Origin of the sequence: Microbacterium sp. 2MCAF23 (genome assembly GCF_052115565.1) — a bacterium.
GTDB lineage: Bacteria > Actinomycetota > Actinomycetes > Actinomycetales > Microbacteriaceae > Microbacterium.
This window is the reverse complement of sequence record NZ_JBFRGY010000007.1, coordinates 185,250-205,398: the sequence shown is the minus strand read 5'-3', so window position 1 is coordinate 205,398 and position 20,149 is coordinate 185,250. Positions and strand designations below refer to the sequence as shown.

22 protein-coding genes are annotated in these 20,149 nt (G+C 69.3%); 12 read left to right on the top strand and 10 right to left on the bottom strand.

The window, feature by feature from the left end; genetic code table 11:
• Positions 1 to 104: IS3 family transposase (locus AB4078_RS09635; RefSeq protein ID WP_441975954.1), on the top strand; the 104-nt coding region annotated here is incomplete at its 5' end.
• 71 nt (positions 105 to 175) lie between these two features.
• Here the strand turns inward: AB4078_RS09635 and AB4078_RS09630 are convergent.
• The 4 genes from AB4078_RS09630 to AB4078_RS09615 form a co-directional block, all read right to left on the bottom strand.
• Positions 176 to 1,069, bottom strand: coding sequence for a carbohydrate ABC transporter permease (locus tag AB4078_RS09630; protein WP_440734263.1), 894 nt, complete (start codon positions 1,067 to 1,069; stop codon positions 176 to 178).
• Positions 1,066 to 2,046: a carbohydrate ABC transporter permease gene (locus AB4078_RS09625; RefSeq protein WP_441976934.1), complete on the bottom strand. Its 981-nt coding sequence runs from the start codon at positions 2,044 to 2,046 to the stop codon at positions 1,066 to 1,068. The genes AB4078_RS09630 and AB4078_RS09625 overlap by 4 nt, the downstream gene beginning before the upstream one ends.
• A 4-nt stretch (positions 2,047 to 2,050) precedes the next feature.
• The gene (locus AB4078_RS09620; protein WP_441976933.1) at positions 2,051 to 3,364 is read right to left on the bottom strand and encodes an ABC transporter substrate-binding protein; all 1,314 of its coding nucleotides are present in this window, start codon (positions 3,362 to 3,364) and stop codon (positions 2,051 to 2,053) included.
• Between the two features lie 76 nt (positions 3,365 to 3,440).
• Entirely contained in the window at positions 3,441 to 4,658 is a 1,218-nt protein-coding gene (locus AB4078_RS09615; RefSeq protein WP_441976932.1) for an aminotransferase class V-fold PLP-dependent enzyme, read from the bottom strand.
• A 169-nt stretch (positions 4,659 to 4,827) separates the two neighbouring features.
• Here AB4078_RS09615 and AB4078_RS09610 point away from each other — a divergent pair, with 169 nt between their 5' ends.
• Positions 4,828 to 5,505, top strand: coding sequence for a FadR/GntR family transcriptional regulator (locus AB4078_RS09610; protein ID WP_440734259.1), 678 nt, complete (start codon positions 4,828 to 4,830; stop codon positions 5,503 to 5,505).
• A gap of 80 nt (positions 5,506 to 5,585) precedes the next feature.
• Positions 5,586 to 6,599 carry an aldo/keto reductase family protein gene (locus AB4078_RS09605; protein ID WP_441976931.1) on the top strand — a complete coding sequence of 338 codons (1,014 nt, stop codon included), beginning with the start codon at positions 5,586 to 5,588 and terminating at the stop codon, positions 6,597 to 6,599.
• A 220-nt stretch (positions 6,600 to 6,819) separates the two neighbouring features.
• Here AB4078_RS09605 and AB4078_RS09600 read toward each other — a convergent pair whose 3' ends face one another.
• From AB4078_RS09600 to AB4078_RS09585, 4 genes are all read right to left on the bottom strand, one after another.
• The gene (locus tag AB4078_RS09600; protein ID WP_441976930.1) at positions 6,820 to 7,329 is read right to left on the bottom strand and encodes a glycine cleavage system protein R; all 510 of its coding nucleotides are present in this window, start codon (positions 7,327 to 7,329) and stop codon (positions 6,820 to 6,822) included.
• A 146-nt stretch (positions 7,330 to 7,475) separates the two neighbouring features.
• Positions 7,476 to 8,543 carry a PLP-dependent cysteine synthase family protein gene (locus AB4078_RS09595; protein ID WP_441976929.1) on the bottom strand — a complete coding sequence of 356 codons (1,068 nt, stop codon included), beginning with the start codon at positions 8,541 to 8,543 and terminating at the stop codon, positions 7,476 to 7,478.
• A gap of 32 nt (positions 8,544 to 8,575) precedes the next feature.
• A complete protein-coding gene (locus AB4078_RS09590; protein ID WP_441976928.1) occupies positions 8,576 to 9,415 on the bottom strand; it encodes a hypothetical protein in 840 nt (279 codons plus the stop codon).
• A 106-nt stretch (positions 9,416 to 9,521) separates the two neighbouring features.
• Positions 9,522 to 9,971: a MarR family winged helix-turn-helix transcriptional regulator gene (locus AB4078_RS09585; RefSeq protein ID WP_441976927.1), complete on the bottom strand. Its 450-nt coding sequence runs from the start codon at positions 9,969 to 9,971 to the stop codon at positions 9,522 to 9,524.
• Positions 9,972 to 10,052: 81 nt separating this feature from the next.
• Between AB4078_RS09585 and AB4078_RS09580 the strand changes: the two genes are divergently transcribed.
• From AB4078_RS09580 to AB4078_RS09565, 4 genes are all read left to right on the top strand, one after another.
• Positions 10,053 to 11,150 (top strand): hypothetical protein, encoded by a 1,098-nt coding sequence (locus tag AB4078_RS09580; RefSeq protein WP_441976926.1) that lies wholly within the window; start codon positions 10,053 to 10,055, stop codon positions 11,148 to 11,150.
• 84 nt (positions 11,151 to 11,234) lie between these two features.
• The gene (locus AB4078_RS09575) at positions 11,235 to 12,125 is read left to right on the top strand and encodes a 3-hydroxyacyl-CoA dehydrogenase NAD-binding domain-containing protein (protein WP_441976925.1); all 891 of its coding nucleotides are present in this window, start codon (positions 11,235 to 11,237) and stop codon (positions 12,123 to 12,125) included.
• A 4-nt stretch (positions 12,126 to 12,129) separates the two neighbouring features.
• Entirely contained in the window at positions 12,130 to 13,038 is a 909-nt protein-coding gene (locus AB4078_RS09570; RefSeq protein WP_441976924.1) for a hypothetical protein, read from the top strand.
• Between the two features lie 29 nt (positions 13,039 to 13,067).
• The gene (locus tag AB4078_RS09565) at positions 13,068 to 13,955 is read left to right on the top strand and encodes a 3-hydroxyacyl-CoA dehydrogenase family protein (protein WP_441976923.1); all 888 of its coding nucleotides are present in this window, start codon (positions 13,068 to 13,070) and stop codon (positions 13,953 to 13,955) included.
• A gap of 40 nt (positions 13,956 to 13,995) precedes the next feature.
• Here the strand turns inward: AB4078_RS09565 and AB4078_RS09560 are convergent, their stop codons facing one another.
• Entirely contained in the window at positions 13,996 to 14,532 is a 537-nt protein-coding gene (locus tag AB4078_RS09560) for a CGNR zinc finger domain-containing protein (protein WP_441976922.1), read from the bottom strand.
• Positions 14,533 to 14,571: 39 nt separating this feature from the next.
• On the opposite strand from AB4078_RS09560, the gene AB4078_RS09555 reads away from it, so the two are divergent.
• Complete coding sequence (locus AB4078_RS09555) at positions 14,572 to 15,552, top strand: EamA family transporter (RefSeq protein ID WP_441976921.1); 981 nt, start codon at positions 14,572 to 14,574, stop codon at positions 15,550 to 15,552.
• A gap of 36 nt (positions 15,553 to 15,588) precedes the next feature.
• Here the strand turns inward: AB4078_RS09555 and AB4078_RS09550 are convergent, their stop codons facing one another.
• Positions 15,589 to 16,209 carry a TetR/AcrR family transcriptional regulator gene (locus AB4078_RS09550; RefSeq protein WP_441976920.1) on the bottom strand — a complete coding sequence of 207 codons (621 nt, stop codon included), beginning with the start codon at positions 16,207 to 16,209 and terminating at the stop codon, positions 15,589 to 15,591.
• Between the two features lie 61 nt (positions 16,210 to 16,270).
• On the opposite strand from AB4078_RS09550, the gene AB4078_RS09545 reads away from it, so the two are divergent.
• The 4 genes from AB4078_RS09545 to prpB all read left to right on the top strand — a co-directional run bounded on the left by AB4078_RS09545 (position 16,271) and on the right by prpB (position 20,141).
• Positions 16,271 to 16,744 carry a cupin domain-containing protein gene (locus tag AB4078_RS09545; protein ID WP_441976919.1) on the top strand — a complete coding sequence of 158 codons (474 nt, stop codon included), beginning with the start codon at positions 16,271 to 16,273 and terminating at the stop codon, positions 16,742 to 16,744.
• 148 nt (positions 16,745 to 16,892) lie between these two features.
• Positions 16,893 to 17,573, top strand: coding sequence for a GntR family transcriptional regulator (locus tag AB4078_RS09540; protein WP_441976944.1), 681 nt, complete (start codon positions 16,893 to 16,895; stop codon positions 17,571 to 17,573).
• Positions 17,570 to 19,096: an MmgE/PrpD family protein gene (locus AB4078_RS09535; protein WP_441976918.1), complete on the top strand. Its 1,527-nt coding sequence runs from the start codon at positions 17,570 to 17,572 to the stop codon at positions 19,094 to 19,096. The genes AB4078_RS09540 and AB4078_RS09535 overlap by 4 nt, the downstream gene beginning before the upstream one ends.
• A 133-nt stretch (positions 19,097 to 19,229) precedes the next feature.
• Positions 19,230 to 20,141 carry a methylisocitrate lyase gene (prpB, locus tag AB4078_RS09530; protein WP_441976917.1) on the top strand — a complete coding sequence of 304 codons (912 nt, stop codon included), beginning with the start codon at positions 19,230 to 19,232 and terminating at the stop codon, positions 20,139 to 20,141.
• Positions 20,142 to 20,149 lie beyond the last annotated feature (8 nt).

Sequence of the window (20,149 nt, the reverse complement as noted above, 5' to 3'; positions counted from 1 at the left end):
CCGCGATCGACACCTACATCGACTGGTTCAACGCCGAACGGGCCCACTCAACGCTCAAGGGCCTGAGCCCGGTGCAATACCGGACCCAGGCCCTCGCCGCTTAACCCTAAGCTCTCAATCGGCCAGTCCAACTACTGGGGACCAGTTCAAATCGGAGGGGGCCCTTTCGCATCTGCTACTCCTTGACGGATCCTGCGGTGAGTCCCGCCACGATCCAGCGGCTGGCGACGGCGAAGAGCACCATCGTCGGCAGGATCGTGAGCACCGCGGCCGCCGACATCGAGCCCCAGTCCACGTTGAACGTCGAGATGAAGCTGTTCAGCGCGGCTGGGATCGTGCGGTTCTCCTCGGACTGCATGAGCACCACCGACAGGAACAACTCGTTCCAGCAGTTCACGAAGTTGAAGATGAACGCGGCGATGATGCCGGGCGTCATGACCGGCACCAGGATCCGGAACAGCGCGCCGAGCCGTGAGCAGCCGTCGATCATCGCGGACTCCTCGAGCGCATCCGGCACGTTCTCGAAGAAGCCGCGCAGCATCACCGTGGAGAACGGGATGCACACGGCGATGTAGACCAGGATTAGCCCGGGCTTGCTGTCCACCAGTCCCAGATCGGTCATCATCGTGTAGAGCGGGCCGAGCGCGATGAACGCGGGGATCATCTGGGTCAGCAGGAACGCGATGAGCACCGCGCCCTTGCCGCGGAACTCGAACCGCGAGATCACGTACGAGCTGAGCAGCGCGATGAGCGTCGATGTCGCTCCCGCGATGAGCGCGACGACCGCCGAGTTCGCGAGGAATACTCCGAAGTTGGCGTCCGAGAACAACTTCGCGTAGTTCTGCACCGAGGGCTCGGAGGGCCAGTACTCGATCGGGAACCGGTTCACGGTCTGCGGCGATTTGAACGACGTCAGCACGATCCAGTAGAGCGGGAACAGCGTGATCAGCAGCCAGAGGGCGAGCCCCACCACCTTGACGACGCCGCCCGCGGTGATCCGGGAGCGGGAGGAGCGCACGGGGCGCGAGGAGCCCGCGCGGCCGGTCGTGAGGGTCATGGTCGCGGTCATCGGCTGGCCTTCCGCATCGCGAAGAGATAGAACGCGCAGAACACGAAGAGCACCGCGACGACGATGAGACCGAGCGCGCTCGCCGTGCCGTAGTTGCCCTGCTGCGTGAAGTTGATCATCCAGGTCGTGATGATGTGGGTCCGGTTCGCCGGTCCTCCGCCCGTCATCGCCCAGATGATGTCGGGGAAGTTGAAGATCCAGATCACGCGCAGCAGCACCGTGAGGAACAGTGTCGTGGAGATGTACGGGATCACGATGGAGAAGAGCTGACGGACCTTGCCCGCGCCGTCCAGGCTCGCCGCCTCGAGCACCTCGTCCGGCACGGACTGGAGGGCGGCGAGGATCATGATCGCGAAGAAGGTCACGCCGTACCAGATGTTGGCGACGATCACCGCGAACATCGCGAGCTTCGGATCCGCGAGCCAGGGCAGGGGCGCCGAGATGACGTGCGCCTTCATGAGCAGGTCGTTGATCACGCCGAACTCGGCGTTGAACATCCAGCGGAACAGCATCCCGATGAGGAATCCGGAGACGGCCCATGGGAAGAAGACGAGCGCCTGGTAGACGCCGCGGAAGCGGAACCGCTGGCGCAGCGCCAGCGCGATGAGGAAGCCGATCACGAACTGCGGGACGAGGGATCCGACCACCCACAGCACAGTGTTGCCCGCGACGGTCGGGAAGACCGGATCCGAGAGCACCTTGACGAAGTTGTCGAAGCCGACGAACGGCGTCGAGGTGAGATCCCAGAGGTTGTAGTCGAGGAACGCCATACGCGCGCCCTGCAGCATCGGCAGGTAGGTGAACCAGCACACGAAGACGGTCGCGGGGGCGAGGAACGCGAGGATCGTGAACGCGTGGCGGGCGCGGAACGTGGTGCGGCGGCGCCCGGCGCCGGAAGAGGCAGGACGCGATCGATCGGACCGGGCCGCCCGGCCGGACGAACCGGCCGGGCGCTCGGTGGCGGAGGTCGAGGTCACGACATCAGCCCTTCTTGTACTTGGACGTCCAGTACTGGTCCCACGAGGCGAGCAGCTCCTTGGTGCTCATGTTGCCGAGCAGCACGCTCTGCACGTCCTGGTCGGACTTCTGGATCCACTCCGTCCACCACGAGACCCCGCGGGGCTGCTGCACGTTGACGTAGGTGTCGGGGTGCTCGGTCATGGTGACGTAGCTCGTCCACGGGCCGGTCGAGTAGAACGGGTCCTTGGCTGCCGCGGCGATGATCGGGACGAGGCTGTTCTTCTGCGCGAATGTGGTGGCAGGCTTCGCCGAGGACAGGTACTCGACGAGCTTGACGGCCGCGTCCTTGTGCGCGCTCGACTGCGCGATGCCCCAGCCGGCGACGGCCAGCGGCTGCGCCGCCTTGCCGCTCGGGCCGGTCAGCAGCGGCGCGGTGTTCCACTGGTCCTGCTTCAGGCTCGACGCCGAGACCGTGGCGATGACCTCCGGATCCTGCAGCAGGAACGCCGTGGTGCCGTTGGTGAAACCGGCCACCATCTCCGGGTAGCCCCAGGACACGGCCGACGGCGGGGAGGCCTTCTTGAACAGTGCGAAGTAGTCGTCGACGGCCTTCTGCGCGTCGGGCGAGGAGAAGATGGTCTTCCCGTCCTTGAGCAGGAACGCGTTCGAGGTGTCGAGGTCGTCGATCGTGTACGCCTCGATGGCGGCGACGACGTTCGAGTTGGCGTTCTTGCCCCCGCGGAATGCGTAGCCGTACTGGTTCTTCTCCGGATCCTGGATCTTCGAGGCCTGCTCGAGCAGATCCTTCCAGGACTTCGGCGGCCCGTCGAAGCCCGCGGACTTCACGAGATCGGTGCGGTAGAACAGCGAGAGGCCGTAGAAGCCATAGGGGACGAACCAGGTCTTGCCGTCGGAGACGCCGGCCTTCTTGGCGTTGTCGGTGAGCGCGCTCCAGCCGTCCCAGCTCTTCAGATCCTTGGTCATGTCGTACAGCCAGTGGTTGTTGGCGAACGGCCCGACCGTGATGTCGCGGGTCTCCAGCACGTCGATGCCCTTGCCGGACTGCAGCATCTGCTGGATGGTCGTGTCGGCCTGCTCGGTCGGCGGTGAGACCAGCTTGACCGTGATGTTCGGATTGGCCTTCTGGAAGTCGTCGAGCAGGCCGCGGATGAGCTTGGTGCGGTCGGGATTGGTCAGGCTCTCCACCATCTGGAGGGTGACCTTGCCGTCGGCGGATCCGCTTCCGCTCGTCGCTCCGCCGGAGCAGGCGCTGAGCGCGAGGAGGGCGACGATGCCCACCCCGGCGATCGAGGCGAGTCGGGTGCGCTTCACCATGGGGCTTCCTTTCGTTGGGTGTTGCAGGGGACGGTGCAGGGGAGGGGACGGTCGGCCAGCGTCCGGGCGGAGCCGGTCAGCGTCGGGCGAGTTCGAGGATCCGCGGCACGCAGCGCTCGGCGAACGCCTCGAAGTCGGCGGGCTCGTTGTAGAGGTGGGCAGAGAGGCGGAAGTAGCCGGCGCCGGCGAAGCTCGTGAAGGCGGTCTCCACACCGACCTCGTCGAACAGGCGCATGCGCAGGTCGTCGGCCTCCTCGCGGGTCCGGCCGATGCCGAGAGGCAGCCGGATCAGACGCATCGAGGGCACGGGCATCGGAAGCTCCACCAGGGCCGGCTCGTCGGCGGCGTGCTCGAACGCGTCCGCGATGATCCGCGCACCCGCATCGGCGATCTCGGAGATGGTGCGGCGCGTGCGCTCCCAGCCGTGCTCGCGCTCGATGAAGGCGACCGCGGCGGGGGTCGCGAGGTAGGTCGTGGCGTCGATCGTGCCCTGCGTGTCGAAGCGCACGGGGTACGCGTCCGTCGCGGCCCAGGAGTCGATGAGCGGCCAGAGCTCGTCCCGGTCGGGCGCCCGGGTGACGAGCAAGGCCGATCCGCGGGGTGCGCAGGGCCACTTGTGCATGTTGCCGAACCACCAGTCGCCGCCGCCCGCGACCGCCGCGTCGGGGATCAGGCCGGGGGCGTGGGCGCCGTCGACGAGGACGCGCACGCCGCGCTCGTGTGCGAGGGCGGTGATCTCGGCCGTGGGGAAGCGACGGGCCGTGGAGGACGTGATCTGGTCGACCACGATGAGGCGCGTGCGCGGTCCGATCTCCTCGGCGAAGCGGGCGACGACGGTCTCCGCATCGTCCAGCAGGCCGAGCGCGACCGTGCGCAGGCGGGCGCCGAACCGGCGGGCCAGCCGTGCCGCGCCCATGGTGACCGCACCGTAGCCGTGGTCCGTGACGAGGATCTCATCGTCCCGATCCAGCTGCAGCGCGTTGTACACGACTGTGGCCGCAGCCGACGCGTTCGGCACGAAGGCGGTGTCGGCGGAGTCGGCGCCCACGAACGGGGCGACCTCGCTGCGCGCGGCCTCGACTTTCTCCGCGATCCGGGGGAACCAGCCGATCGGGCTGAGGTCTGCCTCGCGGCGCAGGGAGTCCTGCAGGTCGACGACCTCGGTCGGCACGGCGCCGAAGGATCCGTGGTTCAGGTGCACGATCGCCGGGTCGAGGGGCCACGCGTCGCGTGCGCGCTCGAAAGAGGCCAGGCGCACGGGGAAGGTGCGGACGGTCGTGTCGGCGTCGGGCATGGTGCGCGTGGATCCTTACGGGTGGGAGTGCAGGCTAACTTGTCGCACAACTTTGACATGAATTTGGAGACAATGCCACTGTTACGATCTCATTTCCTCATAGTCGTAGAACAACTATCCCTCGAACGTACGAAACGGCACACTCAAGGGAACGGATCGAAGGAGAAGCATGAGCGCTCGTGAGACCGCCTTGCACGGATTGCGGGCGCTCATCGCCGACGGGGAACTGAAGCCGGGGGACAAGCTGCCGAGCGAGGGTGAGCTCGGCGAGCAGCTCGGCGTCTCGCGTGGATCGGTGCGCGAGGCGATCCGCACGCTGTCGGCGCTCGGTGTGCTGGAGACCAGGCACGGGTCGGGCAGTTATGTGAGCAGCCTGCGCCCCGCCGACCTCATCCGCGGACTGTCCCTGACGGTGGACGTTCTGCCTCTGGACGCGATCCTGGAACTCGTCGAGATACGCCGTCCGCTGGAGGCGCACGCGGCGTCGATCGCGGCGGCTCGCGGCGACGACGGCATGCTGGCCGGGCTGACGGAACTCGTCGAGCGGATCGCCGACTGCCCTGATCACGACGAGGCCTCGCGGCTCGATCACGAGTTCCACATGCGCATCGCCGAGCTTGCGGGGAACGCCGCGCTCACGAGTCTGTTGGAGGTGCTGCGTTCGCGCACGCGCCAGTATCGGATCTTCGACGACGAGGACGCGGCGCAGTTGAAGATCCTCTCGGACGCCGGGCACCGTGCGATCGTCCGCGGGCTGATCGCGCGCGATCCGGCGGCGGCGTCGGCGGCGGCAGCAGGGCACGTCGCGCAGACCGAGTACTGGCTGCGCAAGCAGATGTCCGAGTGACGCGTCGCGGGGCCGCCCGCGTGTGACATCCCGAGGCGGATCCGGCCCGAGCTGTGTCCGGTCACGCCTACGCTGGAGCCATGGTCAACTACCGATACCTGGGCAACAGCGGTCTGAAGGTCTCCGAGATCACCTACGGCAACTGGGTCACCCATGCCTCGCAGGTCGAGGACGACGCCGCGGTCAAAACGGTGCACGCCGCGCTCGATGCCGGCATCACGACGTTCGACACTGCCGACACCTACGCGAACACGGCGGCGGAGCTCGTGCTGGGCAAGGCCCTCGAGGGCCAGCGCCGCGAGAGCCTGGAGATCTTCACCAAGGTCTACTTCCCGACCGGCCCCAAGGGCCCGAACGACACCGGCCTCAGTCGCAAGCACATCCTCGAGTCGATCAACGGATCGCTGAAGCGGCTCGGCACCGACTACGTCGACCTGTACCAGGCGCACCGCTTCGACTACGAGACGCCGCTGGAGGAGACGTTCCAGGCGTTCGCCGATGTCGTCCGCCAGGGCAAGGCGCTCTACATCGGCGTCTCGGAGTGGACCGCGGAGCAGCTCCGCGCGGGCCACGCGCTGGCGAAGCAGCTGGGCGTGCAGCTCATCTCGAACCAGCCGCAGTACTCGATGCTGCACCGGGCGATCGAGGGCAAGGTCGTGCCGGCGTCGGAGGAGCTCGGGATCTCGCAGATCGTCTGGTCGCCGATGGCGCAGGGCGTACTGAGCGGCAAGTACCTGCCCGGGCAGCCGGTGCCGGAGGGGTCGCGCGCGACGGATCCGCACTCGGGCGCGCACTTCATCCAGCGCCTCCTGCAGGACGACATCCTCACCGCTGTGCAGCGGCTCAAGCCGATCGCGGCGCAGGCGGGCCTCACGATGCCGCAGCTCGCGATCGCCTGGGTGCTGCAGAACAAGAACGTGGCGGCCGCCCTCGTCGGCGCGTCCCGCCCGGAGCAGCTCGCGGACACGGTCAAGGCGTCCGGCGTGGTGCTCGACGCCGACACCCTCGCCGCGATCGACGAGGCGCTCGCGGGCGTCGTGAACGACGATCCGGAGGACACCTACGAGGTGTCGCCGAAGGAGCGCCTGGTCTGACGGCCGGCCCGCAAGACGGCCCGAGCCCGTGCGGCCGGGCCGTCTTGCGCGGCTCCGTCGCCCGTCACCGGGGTCTCGCCCGACGCGTGCGTACGTAAATCAGGCTGGATTTGCAATCGGCGCCCATGTGCACGTCAACACGGGCCTCGCCCCCGAATCCATCCTGAATACGGTGCAGTCCAGCGCGCCAACTGCGTGCCGACGCTTGCCGAAGGGGCACTCAGCCGACGGTGATGTCGACCTGGAGGTCGTGCGCGATCCGCTCCAGCGCGGCGCGCAGGGCCTCCGGATCCGCATCCGCCGGCACACGTGCGACCACCGACGCCTCGAACAGGCGTCCGCCGGCCATCGCGGCATCACGGGTCTCGGTGGTCATGCTCTCGATGCTCAGGGCGTGCTCGTTCAGCACGCTGGAGATCTCGCGCACGATGCCCGGCCGGTCGTTGCCGAGCACCTGGATCGACAGCTCCTGCGCGGCCTCGGCCGATTCGGATCCGGATCCCGGATGCACCGCGATCGTGAGCAGTCCGTCGAGCCCGTGCAGCGACGCGCGCAGCTCCTCGACCCGCTCGACGGGCACCGATACCTGGACCACACCGGCGAACGTGCCTGCGAGCTCGGCGAGGCTGCTGTTCTCCCAGTTGCCGCCGTGCTCGTCGACGATGTGCGCGACGGTCGCGACGAGACCGGGACGATCGGATCCGACGAGGGTGAGGATGAGCGTGGTCATGCCGCCAGCGTAGGGGAGCCCAGTCCCGGACCGCGAGACCGAACCCCTGTCCCGAGACCGAGGACAAGAACGTCGGTCTCGGGACGCCGTTTCGGTCTCGCGGTCAGCCGCGGGATCCTCGGGGCCGGCTGGGGCCGAGGCCCGGCTCAGCCCTCGGTCCACTCCCCGGTGGCGAGGAACTGCTCCAGGCGCGCGCGGTGCGGGGCGAGATCCCAGCCCTTCGCGGCGACCCAGTCGTCGGAGTAGTAGGTGTCGAGGTAGCGGGCGCCGCCGTCGCAGATGAGGGTGACCACGCTGCCGCGCTCGCCGTCGCGCAGCATCCGGGCGATGAGCTGGAACGCGCCGACGAGGTTCGTGCCGGTGGATCCGCCCGCCCAGTGCAGGGTGCGCTGCTTGAGCAGCCGGATCGCGGCGATCGATGCGGCGTCGGGCACGGGGATCATCTCGTCGATGACGCCGGGTACGAACGAGGGCTCGACGCGCGGTCGTCCGATGCCCTCGATCCGGCTCGGGGTGCCGGTCGTGAACGACGGATCCCCGTTGCGCCAGCCGCCGTAGAAGGCCGAGCCCTCGGGGTCCACGACGGCGATGCGGGTGTCGTGGCGACGGTAGCGCACATAGCGGCCGAAGGTCGCGCTCGTGCCGCCGGTGCCCGCGCCGACCACGATCCAGCTCGGGATCGGGTGCCGCTCGCGGCTCAGCTGGCTGAACACGCTCTCGGCGATGTTGTTGTTGCCGCGCCAGTCGGTCGCGCGCTCGGCATAGGTGAACTGGTCGAGGTAATGCCCGCCGCACTCGGAGGCGAGGCGCTCGGCCTCGGCGTACATCGCCGCCCCGGAGTCCACGAAGTGGCAGCGCCCGCCGTAGAACTCGATGAGGTCGATCTTCTCCTGGCTGGTCGAGCGCGGCACGACCGTGACGAACGGCAGCCCCAGCATCCGCGCGAAGTACGCCTCGGACACGGCCGTGGATCCGCTCGACGCCTCGACCAGTGTCGTGCCCTCGTGGATGCGGCCATTGACCAGTCCGTACAGGATCAGCGACCGGGCGAGCCGATGCTTCAGGGAACCGGTCGGGTGCACCGACTCGTCCTTGAGGTAGAGGTCGATGCCCCATTCCGCGGGCAGCGGGAACACATGCAGGTGGGTGTCGGCGCTGCGGTTCCCGTCCGCCTCGAGCAGGGCGATGGCGGATCCGGTCCAGTCGGAGGTCATGGCTTCGAGGGTAGCCGGAGGACGTTCCGAGGTCAGGTCCAGCCGCCCTCGCCGGTGTCTCCGTTGTACGTGAACGTGCCGTTCTTACCGGTGATCTTCACGTCGGTGCCGAGCGGCTCCTGCGCGAGGAGCTTGCGCTCGGCTTCCTCCGCGTCGGTCTTGAACTTCTGCGCGGTCGGCTCGTCCACGCCCCAGAGGAACGCCGAATGCATGTCGGTGAGGATGTAGAGGAACGCCTGGAGCGCCACCCGATTGTGCTCATCGTCGGGGATCCGCTGCCACAGGGATCCGTCCTGTGAGGACTGCTTGTACTGGGCGAGCATCTCGGCGAGCATCGCCTCGACGTCGGCGGCGACGTGCGGGGATCCGGGGCCACCGGACGGCGCGGCCGAGGCGTGCGTGTCGGGGGTCGTGCCCGGCGGGGCCGAGGGCGCGGACGAGGACAGCGGCTGGCCCGAGGGCGGCGGCGCGGCCACGCTCCCGGCGCCGCGGGTGATCAGCAGGAGCGCGCCGATCGAGACCGCGATCAGGAGCAGGAGGACGACGGCGCCCGAGATCACGAGAGCGAGCGGGAAACGGCCGCGGGGCGCCGGGATCGGAGACTGCGCCGCCGGGTAGGCCGAGGTCTGCCCGGCCGAGTACGACGGAGGGGTCGCGTACGGCGGTTGCACAGGCGGGGTCTGCGGCGCGGGTGCCGCCGGGACGTATGCCGGGGCCGGTGCTGCTGCGGCGTACGGCGGGGCCGCGGCTGCCGGGGTGTTCCGCGGCATGACCGGCAGAGCGCCCGCCGGGGGAGCCGGAGGCCCGAGCGGCGGCGCCAGCTCCAGGATCGGTAACAGCGGCTCGCCGGAGGGCGTCGTCGGATCAGTCATCTCTCCCCCTGAGCGCACCGCCTGCGATCGGCGATGCTTCGGATCCACTTTATGCGTGCCGTGACGGCGGCGTAGGCGCTCGCCCCGAACGGCGCTCCGCCGGGGATCACTCCTCGGGGCCGCCGTTGTATCGCTCCAGGAGGGCGGCGAAGACGGCGACCTCCTCGGCGGTCCAGTCGCGCATCCGTGCGGCGGTGACGGCGCGGATCTCGGACGCGCGCTCGGCGAGCAGACTCTCGCCGGCGGAGGAGAGTCGCAGTGGCTGGCCGCGCCGCGACTCGCCGGCGTCGTCGCTCGTCTCCTCGATCAGTCCCGCCGCGCTGAGCGCGCCGATCTGCCGGGACACCGTGGAGCGGTTGAAGCCGAAGTGGTCGGCGATATCGACGGCCCGCGTGCCCGGATGGTCGGCGAGCAGGCGGAGCAGGGACTGATCCACGGAGGACAGCGGGGTGTCCCTGCGCACCCGCGCCGAGCCGCGGCGCGCGATGGTCGTTAACGCGGTGTGCACGCGCTCGATGGCCGAGATGCGGTCGGCGGACTGCGGGTTCCGGGTCATGGCTCCACTGTAGGAGTGATGGTTGCGCTGTGCAACATTCGAGCGTAAGATGCATAGTGCAACTTAAGCGAAAGAGGTCCGATGCCCGTCGAGCAGCAGCCCGTGCAGCCCATCCTTCGTGCGATGGGGGCGAACCGGCCCCGGCCGGCGTCGCGGATCCCGTCCGCTGCGACCTGGAAGTCGATCGGCGCGCACCTGATGATCCCGCTGTTCCTGGCGGTCGGCATGGCGTTCGCCTACCTGGGCGCATTCCACGCCCCGTCGCCGAGCCACGTCCCGGTCGCGATCGTCGGATCCGGCCCGCAGACCTCCGTGTTCGCGCAGACCATGAACGACAACGCGGACGGCAAGCTGGCGGTGCGCACGGTCGCCGACGTGGCACAGGCCGAACAGTTGATCCTGGATCAGAAGATCATGGCCGCGTACGCGGTGGACGGCACGCACGCCACTCTCTACGTGTCCAAGGCGGCATCCGATGCGGGTGCGTCTGTGGCGCAGGCGGTGTTCCTGCCGGTCGCCTACCAGCAGCACCTCCCGGTGGACATCGTCGACGTACGACCCGGCACGGCTCAGGATCCGGGCGGTCAGACCCTGTTCTTCCTGCTGGTCGCCCTCAGCGTGGGTGCCTACGCCAGCGCGGTCGCGATCGCCGCGGCGACGGCGAAGCTCGCCGCAGGGTGGCGGATCGGCGTCGGCGCGATCGTGTCGATGGCGATCTCCGCGATCGGCGTCGTCATCGCCGGCGGCGTCTACCACGCCCTGAACGGCAACGAATGGAACATCTGGCTGCTCGGCGGGCTCTACGTCTTCGGGATCGTCAGCATCGGCATCGGCCTGCACCCGTTCCTCGGCAAGTGGACCACGCCGACCCTGACGATGCTGTTCGTGATGCTGAACTTCACGAGCTCGGGCGGCGTCTATCCGGGCTCGCTCGCCCCGGCCTTCTTCTCCGCGCTGAACAGCTTCTGGAACGGCGCCGCCTGGCTGGACGCCGCGCGCAGCCTCACCTACTTCCCGGGCCAGAGCATCGGGTTCGACGCGCTCCGGCTCTCCCTGTGGGCCGTCGCGGGGCTGGTCATCATCGCCGCCGGCGTTCTCGCCGAGCGCTCGCGTCGTGCCCTTGCCGATGAGGCGCGGGACGAGCAGAGTGTGGAGTCGGATCTCGTCGTCGCGGGCTGACAGCTCGGGCGTCACCGGTGCGACATGTCGGTCAGGGAGCATCGGATCGACGTGCGGATCATCAAGAATCAGAAAGCAGGGATCATGTCTGCAGTTGCGATCGTCGGAGCGGGAGTCATCGGCCTGTCCTGGGCGCGCCTGTTCGCGGAAGCCGGGTGGGAGGTCCGCATCAGCGACCCGCGTCCCGACCTCGGCGAGATCATCGCGCGCGAGTTCCCGGGTCTCCCGGTGATCGGAACGGACGACCTCCGCGCGGCGGCGGACGGTGTCGACTTCGTGCAGGAGTGCGGTCCGGAGCGCCTCGAGCTGAAGAAGAAGCTGTTCGCCGAGCTCGCCGAGGTCACCGGGGAGGACGCCGTGCTGGCCTCCTCGTCCTCCTCGCTGCTGGCCTCGGCGTTCGCGGAGGGCAATCCGGCCGCGGATCGGATCCTGATCGGCCACCCGTTCAATCCGCCGCAGCTGATCCCGCTCGTCGAGGTCGTGCCGTCCGCGCAGACCCGAGAGCAGATCGTCGAGAGGGCCATCGCGGTCTACACCGAGCTCGGACGTCTTCCGATCCGGCTGCGCAAGGAGATCCCGGGCTTCGTCGGGAACCGCCTGCAGCGGGCCGTCAACAACGAGGCGACCTACCTGGTGCAGCAGGGCGTGCTCGATCCCGCCGAGCTCGACGCCCTCGTGAAGGCGTCCCTCGGAATCCGCTGGGCGACGGTCGGGCCGTTCGAGAGCATGCAGCTCGGCGGCGGCCCTGGCGGCATGCGGCACCTCCTGGAGAACGTCGGCGCGGAGATGACGTTCGAGGCGGGCGTGCCGGACCGGGCAGGGTACGGCCCGGTGATTCAGGGGGTGGATGCGGCGTTCGGATCCGGTGAGGCTGCCTACGAGGCCAACGTGCGCCGCAGGGACCGCCGCACGGTCGCGATCTCCCAGGCTCTCGCGGCCAGCGATGCGGATGCCGCCGCGAAGGGTGGAGACTGAACTCATGTTCCGCACGCTGATCGCGCTGGGCATCACCACGAACACGATCTACGCGGTCGACCTCGCAACCGGCGCCGTCGAGCCGGTGCACCGGGACGCGGGCCCGACTCCGGACGGGGTCGTCGTCTCGGACGGCGTCGTCTACTGGACGACGATGGGCGCCCCGACGCTCCGCGAGGGGATGGTCAGCGAAGCCGCGCTGGACTTCACGGCCCGTACCGGCGGAGTGCATCGCGCCGGCCTGGACGGCACCGGCCGCGGTGACATCACCCGTCCGGGAGACGTCACCACGGGCAAGCAGCTCGCCCTCGCCGACGGCTGGCTGTACTGGGGCGATCGCGAGGGCTGCCGCGTCTCGCGGATCCGGATCGACGGCACCGGCCTCGAGGACCTCGTCGTCAACGCCCCGGGCATCGACAACGAATGCGTCGGCGTCGCGGTGGACGTGGCGCGCGGCGAGCTCTACTGGACGCAGAAAGGCCCGGCGAAGGGCGGAACCGGGAGGATCCTGCGCGCCCCGTTGGCGCTCCGGGCCGGCGAGACCCCGCAGACCCGCACCGACGTCGAGACGCTCTGGGATCACCTGCCCGAGCCGATCGATCTCGAGATCGACGGCGAGACGCTGTACTGGACCGACCGCGGCGCCGCACCGCTCGGCAACACCCTGAACCGCGCGCCGCTGCCGGCGCCGGGGGAGCGCGGCCGGACGCCGCAGGTCCTCGCCGACGGCTTCCAGGAGGCCATCGGGCTGGCCGTCGACGGCGACGCGGGGGTCGTCTACGTCGCCGACCTCTCGGGACGGATCCACCGCGTTCCGCTCACCGGATCGGGCACGGCACGTCCGGCGCGCATCGAACTGGTCGCGGACCTCGGCACGCCGGTCTCCGGCATCGCCGGCATCGGATCACTCTAGGAACCACCACCGTGAAAGAAGAGGACACCATGAGCTTCACCCTCCCGTCCCGCATCGCAGACCGTCCCGTCGTCATCATCGGCGCGGGCACGCTCGGGCGCCGGATCGCCGCCGTGTTCCGCAGCGGCGGCGCCGCGGTGCGGATCGTCGACCTGTCCGAGGCGCAGCGCACCGCCGCGAGCGAATACGTCGAGAGCACGACCGCCGAACTCCGCGCCGGGCTGAACCCGGCGGAGATCGGCGACGTGCGACCGCTGGAGACCTTCGCGAACACGGAGGACGCCGTGCCCGGCGCGTGGCTCGTGATCGAGGCGGTGCCCGAGCGGCTCGACATCAAGGTCCCGCTCTTCGGCACGCTGGACAGGATCGCGGATCCCGACGCCCTCCTCGCGACGAACTCCTCGTCGTTCGAGTCGAGCCAGCTGCTCGGCGAGGTCACGCATCCGGAGCGCGTGCTGAACATGCACTTCGCGATGCCGCCGGCCGGCATGGCCGTGGAGCTCATGGGCGACGGGCAGACGGCGGACGGGATCCTCGAGCTTCTGGACCGGGAACTGCGGGTGTTCGGCCTGGTCCCGTTCATCGCGCACGGTCAGAGCGTCGGGTTCATCTTCAACCGCATCTGGGCCGCCATCAAGCGCGAGTCCCTCGCGGTGGTCGCCGAGGGCGTCAGCACCCCGGCCGACGTCGACGCGATCATGCGCGCCAATATGGGGCTGAAGGCGGGGCCGTTCCAGCTCATGGATCAGGTCGGCCTGGACGTCGTCCTCGACATCGAGAACCACTACATCGACGCCTACCCGTGGCTGCCCACGGAATCGCGCGACTTCGTGAAGTCGTATGTCGATGCGGGCAGGCTCGGACGCAAGAGCGGCGAGGGCTTCTACAGCTACGACCAGGCTCCCGCGCAGAGCTGAGGCGGGCGACGGGCTGTAAGAGACGGGCTGTGCGGGCGCGTCAGGATCCGGCGCGTCGCGCGCGATAGGCGGCGACGGCGTTGCGGTTCGCGCAGGCCGTCGAGCAGTAGCGCTTGGAGCGATTGCGGGAGAGATCCAGGGCGACGGCGTCGCAGGTGTCGTCCGCGCACACCGAGATGCGGGAACCCTCCTCCGCGCGGATCACGTCGATAAGGGCCATCGCGGTCTCGACCAGCACCCGCTCAGCGAGAGGATGGTCGTCGGCCACCGCGTGCAGGTGCCAGTCCAGGTCGCCATGACGGGCGAGTCGTGGTGTCAGGGAGACGCCGGCGAGGGCCTCGTTGACCGCCGCGGCCATGTCGTCGCGCGGGGCCAGCAGCATGGTGCGCAGCTGCGGGCGGAGCTCCCGCAGTCCCGCGAGCTCGGCTTCGTCGCGATCGATCCGTCCGGTGTACCCGAACCCTCCGAGGAAGGTCGCCTCATCGCTGAGGGAGACGAGGGTGTCGGGATCCTCGGCTGAGTTCACGAGCCACACGGCGGCCCGCAGGGTCTCCTCGGTGTCATCGGTGAAGATCATGTTGACATCTTACAGCCCGTCGCGGTAGCGTCACATGTCATGAGCACAATGGCGAATGACACGCGCACCGGCGGCGTGCGCACCGGACTCGTCTTCGCGCTCGGTGCTGCACTCTCGTTCGGGATGAGCGGCGCGTGGGCGCGCGGCCTCATGGATGCGGGCTGGAGCCCCGGCGCCGCCGTCACCGTGCGCATGTGGGTGGCCGCGCTCGTGCTGCTCGTGCCGACGCTGCTCGCGCTGCGGGGTCGCTGGGGCGTGGTGCGCAAGCACGCGGGCATGATCCTCGTCTACGGGGTGCTCGCGGTCACCGCGGCGCAGCTGTGCTTCTTCCAGGCCGTGGCCGTGATGGACGTCGGCCTTGCCCTGCTCGTCGAGTACACCGCGCCGATCGCGGTCGTGCTCTGGCTCTGGCTCCGTCGCGGCGAGCGCCCCGGTGCCCGTGGCATGGTCGGAGCGGTCGTCGCGTTCGTCGGACTCGTGCTCATGCTGGAGGTCTTCACCGGAGCCCGAGTCGATCCGATCGGGATCCTGTGGGCGCTCGGCGCGATGGTCGGAGCGGCCACCTACTTCCTGCTCTCCGGCCGCGGCGACACGGGCCTCCCTCCGATCGCGCTCGCCGGACTCGGGCTGCTGATCGGGGCGATCGGCCTGACCGTCGCCGGGGCGACCGGGATCCTGCCGATGACGTGGAACACCCACGACGTCACCTACCGATTCGGCACGCTGCCCTGGTTCGTCCCGGTGGTCGCCGTCGGGGTGATCGCCACTGCTCTCGCCTATGTGCTCGGCATCGTCTCGACCCGCAGGCTTGGATCCCGTTTCGCTTCGTTCGTGGCACTCTCCGAGGTGATCGCCGCGCTGCTGTTCGGCTGGCTGTTCCTGGGCCAGCTGCCCGACCTGGTGCAGGCGTTCGGTGGCGCGCTCGTGCTCGTCGGGGTGGTGCTCGTGAAGCTCGGGGAGCCCGTCGTCGAAGAGATGGATCCGGAAGCGGTGCCGGAGCCGGTCGGCGGCATCCGCTGACACCGCGTCAGGATCGACGGCGCCGCCTGCATGGCCTCAACTCGCCGAGGTCTTGCGCTCGGCGTCGGCGAGCGTTTGGGAGAGGAGTGCTCGCGCCGACCACAGCATCCGTGCGGAGGCCTCCTCTCGCGTGAGGCCGCCGATGTCGATGAGCCAGACGAGCGACTCGATGCCCACGGCGCTGCGGACGGACAGTGCGAGCCGATGGATCTCGTCATCGGTGAGCTGCGGTCGCAGTGGCGCAAGCGCCTGCTCGAACCAGTTGATGGCCCGTCCCTGCCGCAGTGGCAGTGTCTCACTGGGGATCGCCGGGTCCAGGGAAAGCCGCAGCATCGTCCGCTGCTGTTGCTCGGTGTCCAGGACGATTCTGATGAAGGCGCCGACGGCGGCGAGGAGGCGCGTCTCCGGGTCGTCGCCCGCGTCGTCCGGCACCAGGGTGCTGACGGTGATCTCGGGGTGAGCCGCGACCAGCAGCGCCTTCTGCGTCGGGAAGTAGCGGTACGCGGTCGTGCGTGAGATCGAGGCGGCCTGCGCGGCTGCCGCGACGGCCGGGGCGACATCGCCCTGCGCGATCAGATCACGGGCAGCAGCCACCAGCGCCTCGCGCGTCCGCTGCTTCTGCCCGGTCCGGCCTGTGACTTCATACGGCGTTGACATACTTGTCATGGTACCGTAGTCTCGTTATGGGACTTAAGTCCCATAACGGCAGGAGGCCGAAATGTCGACGCTGGAGACGACCGTACGGGCCCGCGAGTCGGGCGAGCGTCGCTGGTTCTGCGGGGGCGGTGTGCACACCTGGCTGGCCACCGAGAGGGAAACGGGCGGCGCATACCTGCTCTTCGAGGATGCGTTGGACGCGGGCAAGGTCACCCCGCTGCATCAGCATCCGGATGCGGACGAGACCTTCTACATGCTGGAGGGCGAGGTCCGGCTGCATATCGCCGGCGCCGAGCAGGCTCTCGCCGCGGGTGGCATCGCGATCATCCCGCGTGGTGTGCCCCATGCGTTCGCGGTGACGACGCCGACCGCGCGGATGCTCTGCCTCCAGACTCCGGGCGGCGGCGAGGCGTTCTACCGGTCCGCGAGTGAGCCCGCGGGTGCAGGCGCACCGCCGATGCCTGACTTCGGGCGCGTAGCGGCGGCGGCCGCGGCCACCGGATCGATCGAGATCCTCGGCCCGCCGCCCTTCTGAGTTCACGCACCGGTACCTGGGCGGACCCGCCGATCGCACGTGTCGGATCCGCCCCCATTTGTATACCTAGACCGGGCCATTTCATCGAACATGGCCAGCGTGTTGCTGTTGTGTATACACTGAGCCCATGACCATCGTCGCCGAGGGTATGCGCGCGGGCGAGTTCGCGTACCGCGCGCTGCTCGAGGAGATCCAGTCCGGATCCCTCGCCGCCGGCACCGTGCTCGCCGAGGTCGAGCAGGCCGAGCGGCTCGGCGTGAGCCGCACGCCGTTGCGGGAGGCGCTGCGCCGGCTGACTGCGGACGGACTGGTCGAACAGCTCTCGCCGCGCATCACCGTGGTCGCGGCGATCGACGCCGACGACATACGCGATCTGTTCGCGTTGCGGCGTGCTCTCGAGGAGACCACTGCGCGCACGGCGGCCGGTGCCGCCAACCGCACCGAGTTCGCGGAACTCGCACGGCTCTTCGCGCAGGCTGCCACGTCGCTGGGCGACGAGGAGGGCCGCGCCCGCTACTACGCGCTCATCGCCCGCTTCGATGAGGCGCTCGACGCTGCTGTCGGCAACGACTACCTCACCGCGGCCCTGCGCACCGTGCGCACCCACCTGGTGCGCGTGCGCCGGATGGCGCGGGACAAGCCCGCCCGCCTCGCCGCGAGTGCCGGCGAGCACCGCCTGATCGCGGAGGCGATCGGATCCGGAGACGGCGACCTGGCCGCGCACGCCACCCACGTCCACCTGCACAACGCGCTCGCGAGCATCCTCGACTCGCTCGCCGGCGCGGATCCCGACACCACGACCCCGTCCGGAAAGAAGGCCAGAGCATGACCGTCACCCACCACCTCCGCGTGCACCGCAGCGACGAGCAGCTCCCGCGCGAGGGGCAGCTCGCCTGGCGCCTCGCCGAGATCGCCGCCGACCCGGTCGAGGTCGACGCCGACGTCGTCGACATGATCATCAACCGCGTGATCGACAACGCCTCCGTCGCGGCCGCCTCGCTCACCCGCGCCCCCGTCAGTGCCGCCCGCCAGCAGGCGCTGGACCACCCGGTCTCGGTGAACGGATCCGGATCCACTGTGTTCGGCTGCGCGCTCGAGCGCCGCACGAGCCCGGAGTGGGCCGCCTGGGCGAACGGCGTCGCGGTGCGCGAGTTGGACTACCACGACACCTTCCTCGCCGCCGAGTACTCGCACCCTGGCGACAACATCCCGCCGATCCTCGCGGTCGCGCAGCACGTCGGCGCCGACGGTCGCGCGCTGGTGCGCGGCATCGCCACGGGGTACGAGATCCAGGTCGACCTGGTGAAGGCGATCAGCCTGCACGCGCACAAGATCGACCACGTCGCCCACCTCGGACCCTCGGCCGCCGCCGGTATCGGCACCCTGCTCGGCCTCGATGTCGAGACGATCTACCAGGCGGTCGGCCAGGCGCTGCACACCACCACCGCCACGCGGCAGAGCCGCAAGGGCGAGATCTCCACCTGGAAGGCGCACGCCCCGGCCTTCGCCGGCAAGATGGCGGTCGAGGCCGTCGACCGGGCGATGCGCGGCGAGACCTCGCCGAGCCCGATCTACGAGGGTGAGGACGGCGTGATCGCCTGGATGCTGGACGGCCCGGACGCGTCGTACGACGTGCCGCTGCCCGTGACCGGCGAGTCCAAGCGCGCGATCCTCGACACGTACACGAAGGAGCACTCCGCGGAGTACCAGGCGCAGGCCTGGATCGACCTCGCGCGCAAGCTGCACAACGAACGCCCGGAGCTGACGGATCCCGCGAACGTCGACGCGATCGTGATCCTCACCAGCCACCACACGCATTACGTGATCGGATCCGGCGCGAACGACCCGCAGAAGTACGACCCGCACGCGTCCCGCGAGACGCTGGATCACTCGATCCCGTACATCTTCGCGGTCGCCCTGCAGGACGGCAGTTGGCACCACGTCGACTCCTACGCGCCCGAGCGTGCGCAGCGCGAGGACACCGTGGCGCTCTGGCACAAGATCACCACGGCCGAGGACGAGGAGTGGACCCGCCGCTACCACTCGATCGACCCGGCCGAGAAGGCGTTCGGCGGGCGGGTGGATATCCGCCTGACGAACGGCGAGACCGTGACCGATGAGATCGCCGTCGCCGACGCGCACCCGCTCGGTGCCAGGCCGTTCGCCCGTGAGGACTACATCCGCAAGTTCCGGATCCTCGCCGAGCCCGTGCTGGAGCCTGCGGAGATCGACCGCTTCCTGGAGCTCGTGCAGCGTCTGCCCGAGCTCACCGCGGAGGAGGTCGCCCAGCTCTCGATCGTCGCCGCGCCCGGCGTGCTCGCGATGGCACCGGCGCCCAAGGGCCTGTTCTGATGCGGTGCCTGCCGGGGTCGTTGAGCGAGGACGATCGCAGCGAGACCGAGACGAAACGCGGTGCGCTCGCGAGGGAACGCGTTTCGTCTCGCTTCGCTCGCTCAACGACCCCGTGTGCACGAAGGAGCAACTGATGCTGTACTCCACCACCCCGGCCGCCGAGAAACGGCGGATCCTGCGGGAGCGGCTCGCGGCGGGGGAGCTGCTGCGCTTCCCCGGCGCGTTCAACCCGCTCTCCGCCCGGCTCATCGAGCGCAAGAGCTTCGACGGGGTCTACATCTCCGGCGCCGTGCTGTCCGCGGATCTGGGTCTGCCCGACATCGGCCTCACCACGCTCACCGAGGTGGCGGGGCGAGGGCAGCAGATCGCCCGGATGACCGAACTGCCGGCGATCATCGATGCCGACACCGGCTTCGGCGAGCCCATGAACGTGGCCCGCACGATCCAGACCCTCGAGGATGCCGGGCTCGCCGGCACCCACATCGAGGACCAGATCAACCCCAAGCGCTGCGGTCACCTGGACGGCAAGGCGGTGGTCGACGAGTCGACCGCGACCAAGCGCATCAGGGCCGCGGTCGACGCCCGCCGGGATCCGAACTTCCTCATCATGGCGCGCACCGACATCCGCGCCGTGGAGGGCATGGACGCCGCGGTCGACCGGGCCAAGGCGCTCGTCGACGCCGGGGCGGATGCGATCTTCCCCGAGGCGATGCGCACGCTCGCCGAGTTCGAACGGATGGCGTCCGAGCTGGACGTGCCGATCCTGGCGAACATGACCGAGTTCGGCAAGAGCGAGCTGTTCACGACGTCGCAGCTCAAGGATGCCGGCGTGAGCATCGTGATCTGGCCGGTCTCGATGCTCCGGATCGCGATGGGTGCGACCGGACGCGCGCTGGATACGCTGAACGAGGAGGGGCATCTGACCTCGAAGCTCGGCGAGATGCAGCACCGCGCAGATCTGTACGACCTCATCGACTACGAGTCGTACAACCACTTCGACACGAACGTCTTCAACTTCCGCATCGACAAGGAGCTCGGTCTCTGAGCCCCCGC

Bases quoted from the DNA above. Each gene is read 5' to 3' on its own strand.
- AB4078_RS09630 (WP_440734263.1), bottom strand. From the start codon at position 1,069: ATGACCGCGACCATGACCCTCACGACCGGCCGCGCGGGCTCCTCGCGC.
- AB4078_RS09620 (WP_441976933.1), bottom strand. From the start codon at position 3,364: ATGGTGAAGCGCACCCGACTCGCCTCGATCGCCGGGGTGGGCATCGTC.
- AB4078_RS09615 (WP_441976932.1), bottom strand. From the start codon at position 4,658: ATGCCCGACGCCGACACGACCGTCCGCACCTTCCCCGTGCGCCTGGCC.
- AB4078_RS09610 (WP_440734259.1), top strand. From the start codon at position 4,828: ATGAGCGCTCGTGAGACCGCCTTGCACGGATTGCGGGCGCTCATCGCC.
- AB4078_RS09605 (WP_441976931.1), top strand. From the start codon at position 5,586: ATGGTCAACTACCGATACCTGGGCAACAGCGGTCTGAAGGTCTCCGAG.
- AB4078_RS09600 (WP_441976930.1), bottom strand. From the start codon at position 7,329: ATGACCACGCTCATCCTCACCCTCGTCGGATCCGATCGTCCCGGTCTC.
- AB4078_RS09595 (WP_441976929.1), bottom strand. From the start codon at position 8,543: ATGACCTCCGACTGGACCGGATCCGCCATCGCCCTGCTCGAGGCGGAC.
- AB4078_RS09590 (WP_441976928.1), bottom strand. From the start codon at position 9,415: ATGACTGATCCGACGACGCCCTCCGGCGAGCCGCTGTTACCGATCCTG.
- AB4078_RS09585 (WP_441976927.1), bottom strand. From the start codon at position 9,971: ATGACCCGGAACCCGCAGTCCGCCGACCGCATCTCGGCCATCGAGCGC.
- AB4078_RS09580 (WP_441976926.1), top strand. From the start codon at position 10,053: ATGCCCGTCGAGCAGCAGCCCGTGCAGCCCATCCTTCGTGCGATGGGG.
- AB4078_RS09575 (WP_441976925.1), top strand. From the start codon at position 11,235: ATGTCTGCAGTTGCGATCGTCGGAGCGGGAGTCATCGGCCTGTCCTGG.
- AB4078_RS09570 (WP_441976924.1), top strand. From the start codon at position 12,130: ATGTTCCGCACGCTGATCGCGCTGGGCATCACCACGAACACGATCTAC.
- AB4078_RS09565 (WP_441976923.1), top strand. From the start codon at position 13,068: ATGAGCTTCACCCTCCCGTCCCGCATCGCAGACCGTCCCGTCGTCATC.
- AB4078_RS09560 (WP_441976922.1), bottom strand. From the start codon at position 14,532: ATGATCTTCACCGATGACACCGAGGAGACCCTGCGGGCCGCCGTGTGG.
- AB4078_RS09555 (WP_441976921.1), top strand. From the start codon at position 14,572: ATGAGCACAATGGCGAATGACACGCGCACCGGCGGCGTGCGCACCGGA.
- AB4078_RS09550 (WP_441976920.1), bottom strand. From the start codon at position 16,209: ATGTCAACGCCGTATGAAGTCACAGGCCGGACCGGGCAGAAGCAGCGG.
- AB4078_RS09545 (WP_441976919.1), top strand. From the start codon at position 16,271: ATGTCGACGCTGGAGACGACCGTACGGGCCCGCGAGTCGGGCGAGCGT.
- AB4078_RS09540 (WP_441976944.1), top strand. From the start codon at position 16,893: ATGCGCGCGGGCGAGTTCGCGTACCGCGCGCTGCTCGAGGAGATCCAG.
- AB4078_RS09535 (WP_441976918.1), top strand. From the start codon at position 17,570: ATGACCGTCACCCACCACCTCCGCGTGCACCGCAGCGACGAGCAGCTC.
- prpB (WP_441976917.1), top strand. From the start codon at position 19,230: ATGCTGTACTCCACCACCCCGGCCGCCGAGAAACGGCGGATCCTGCGG.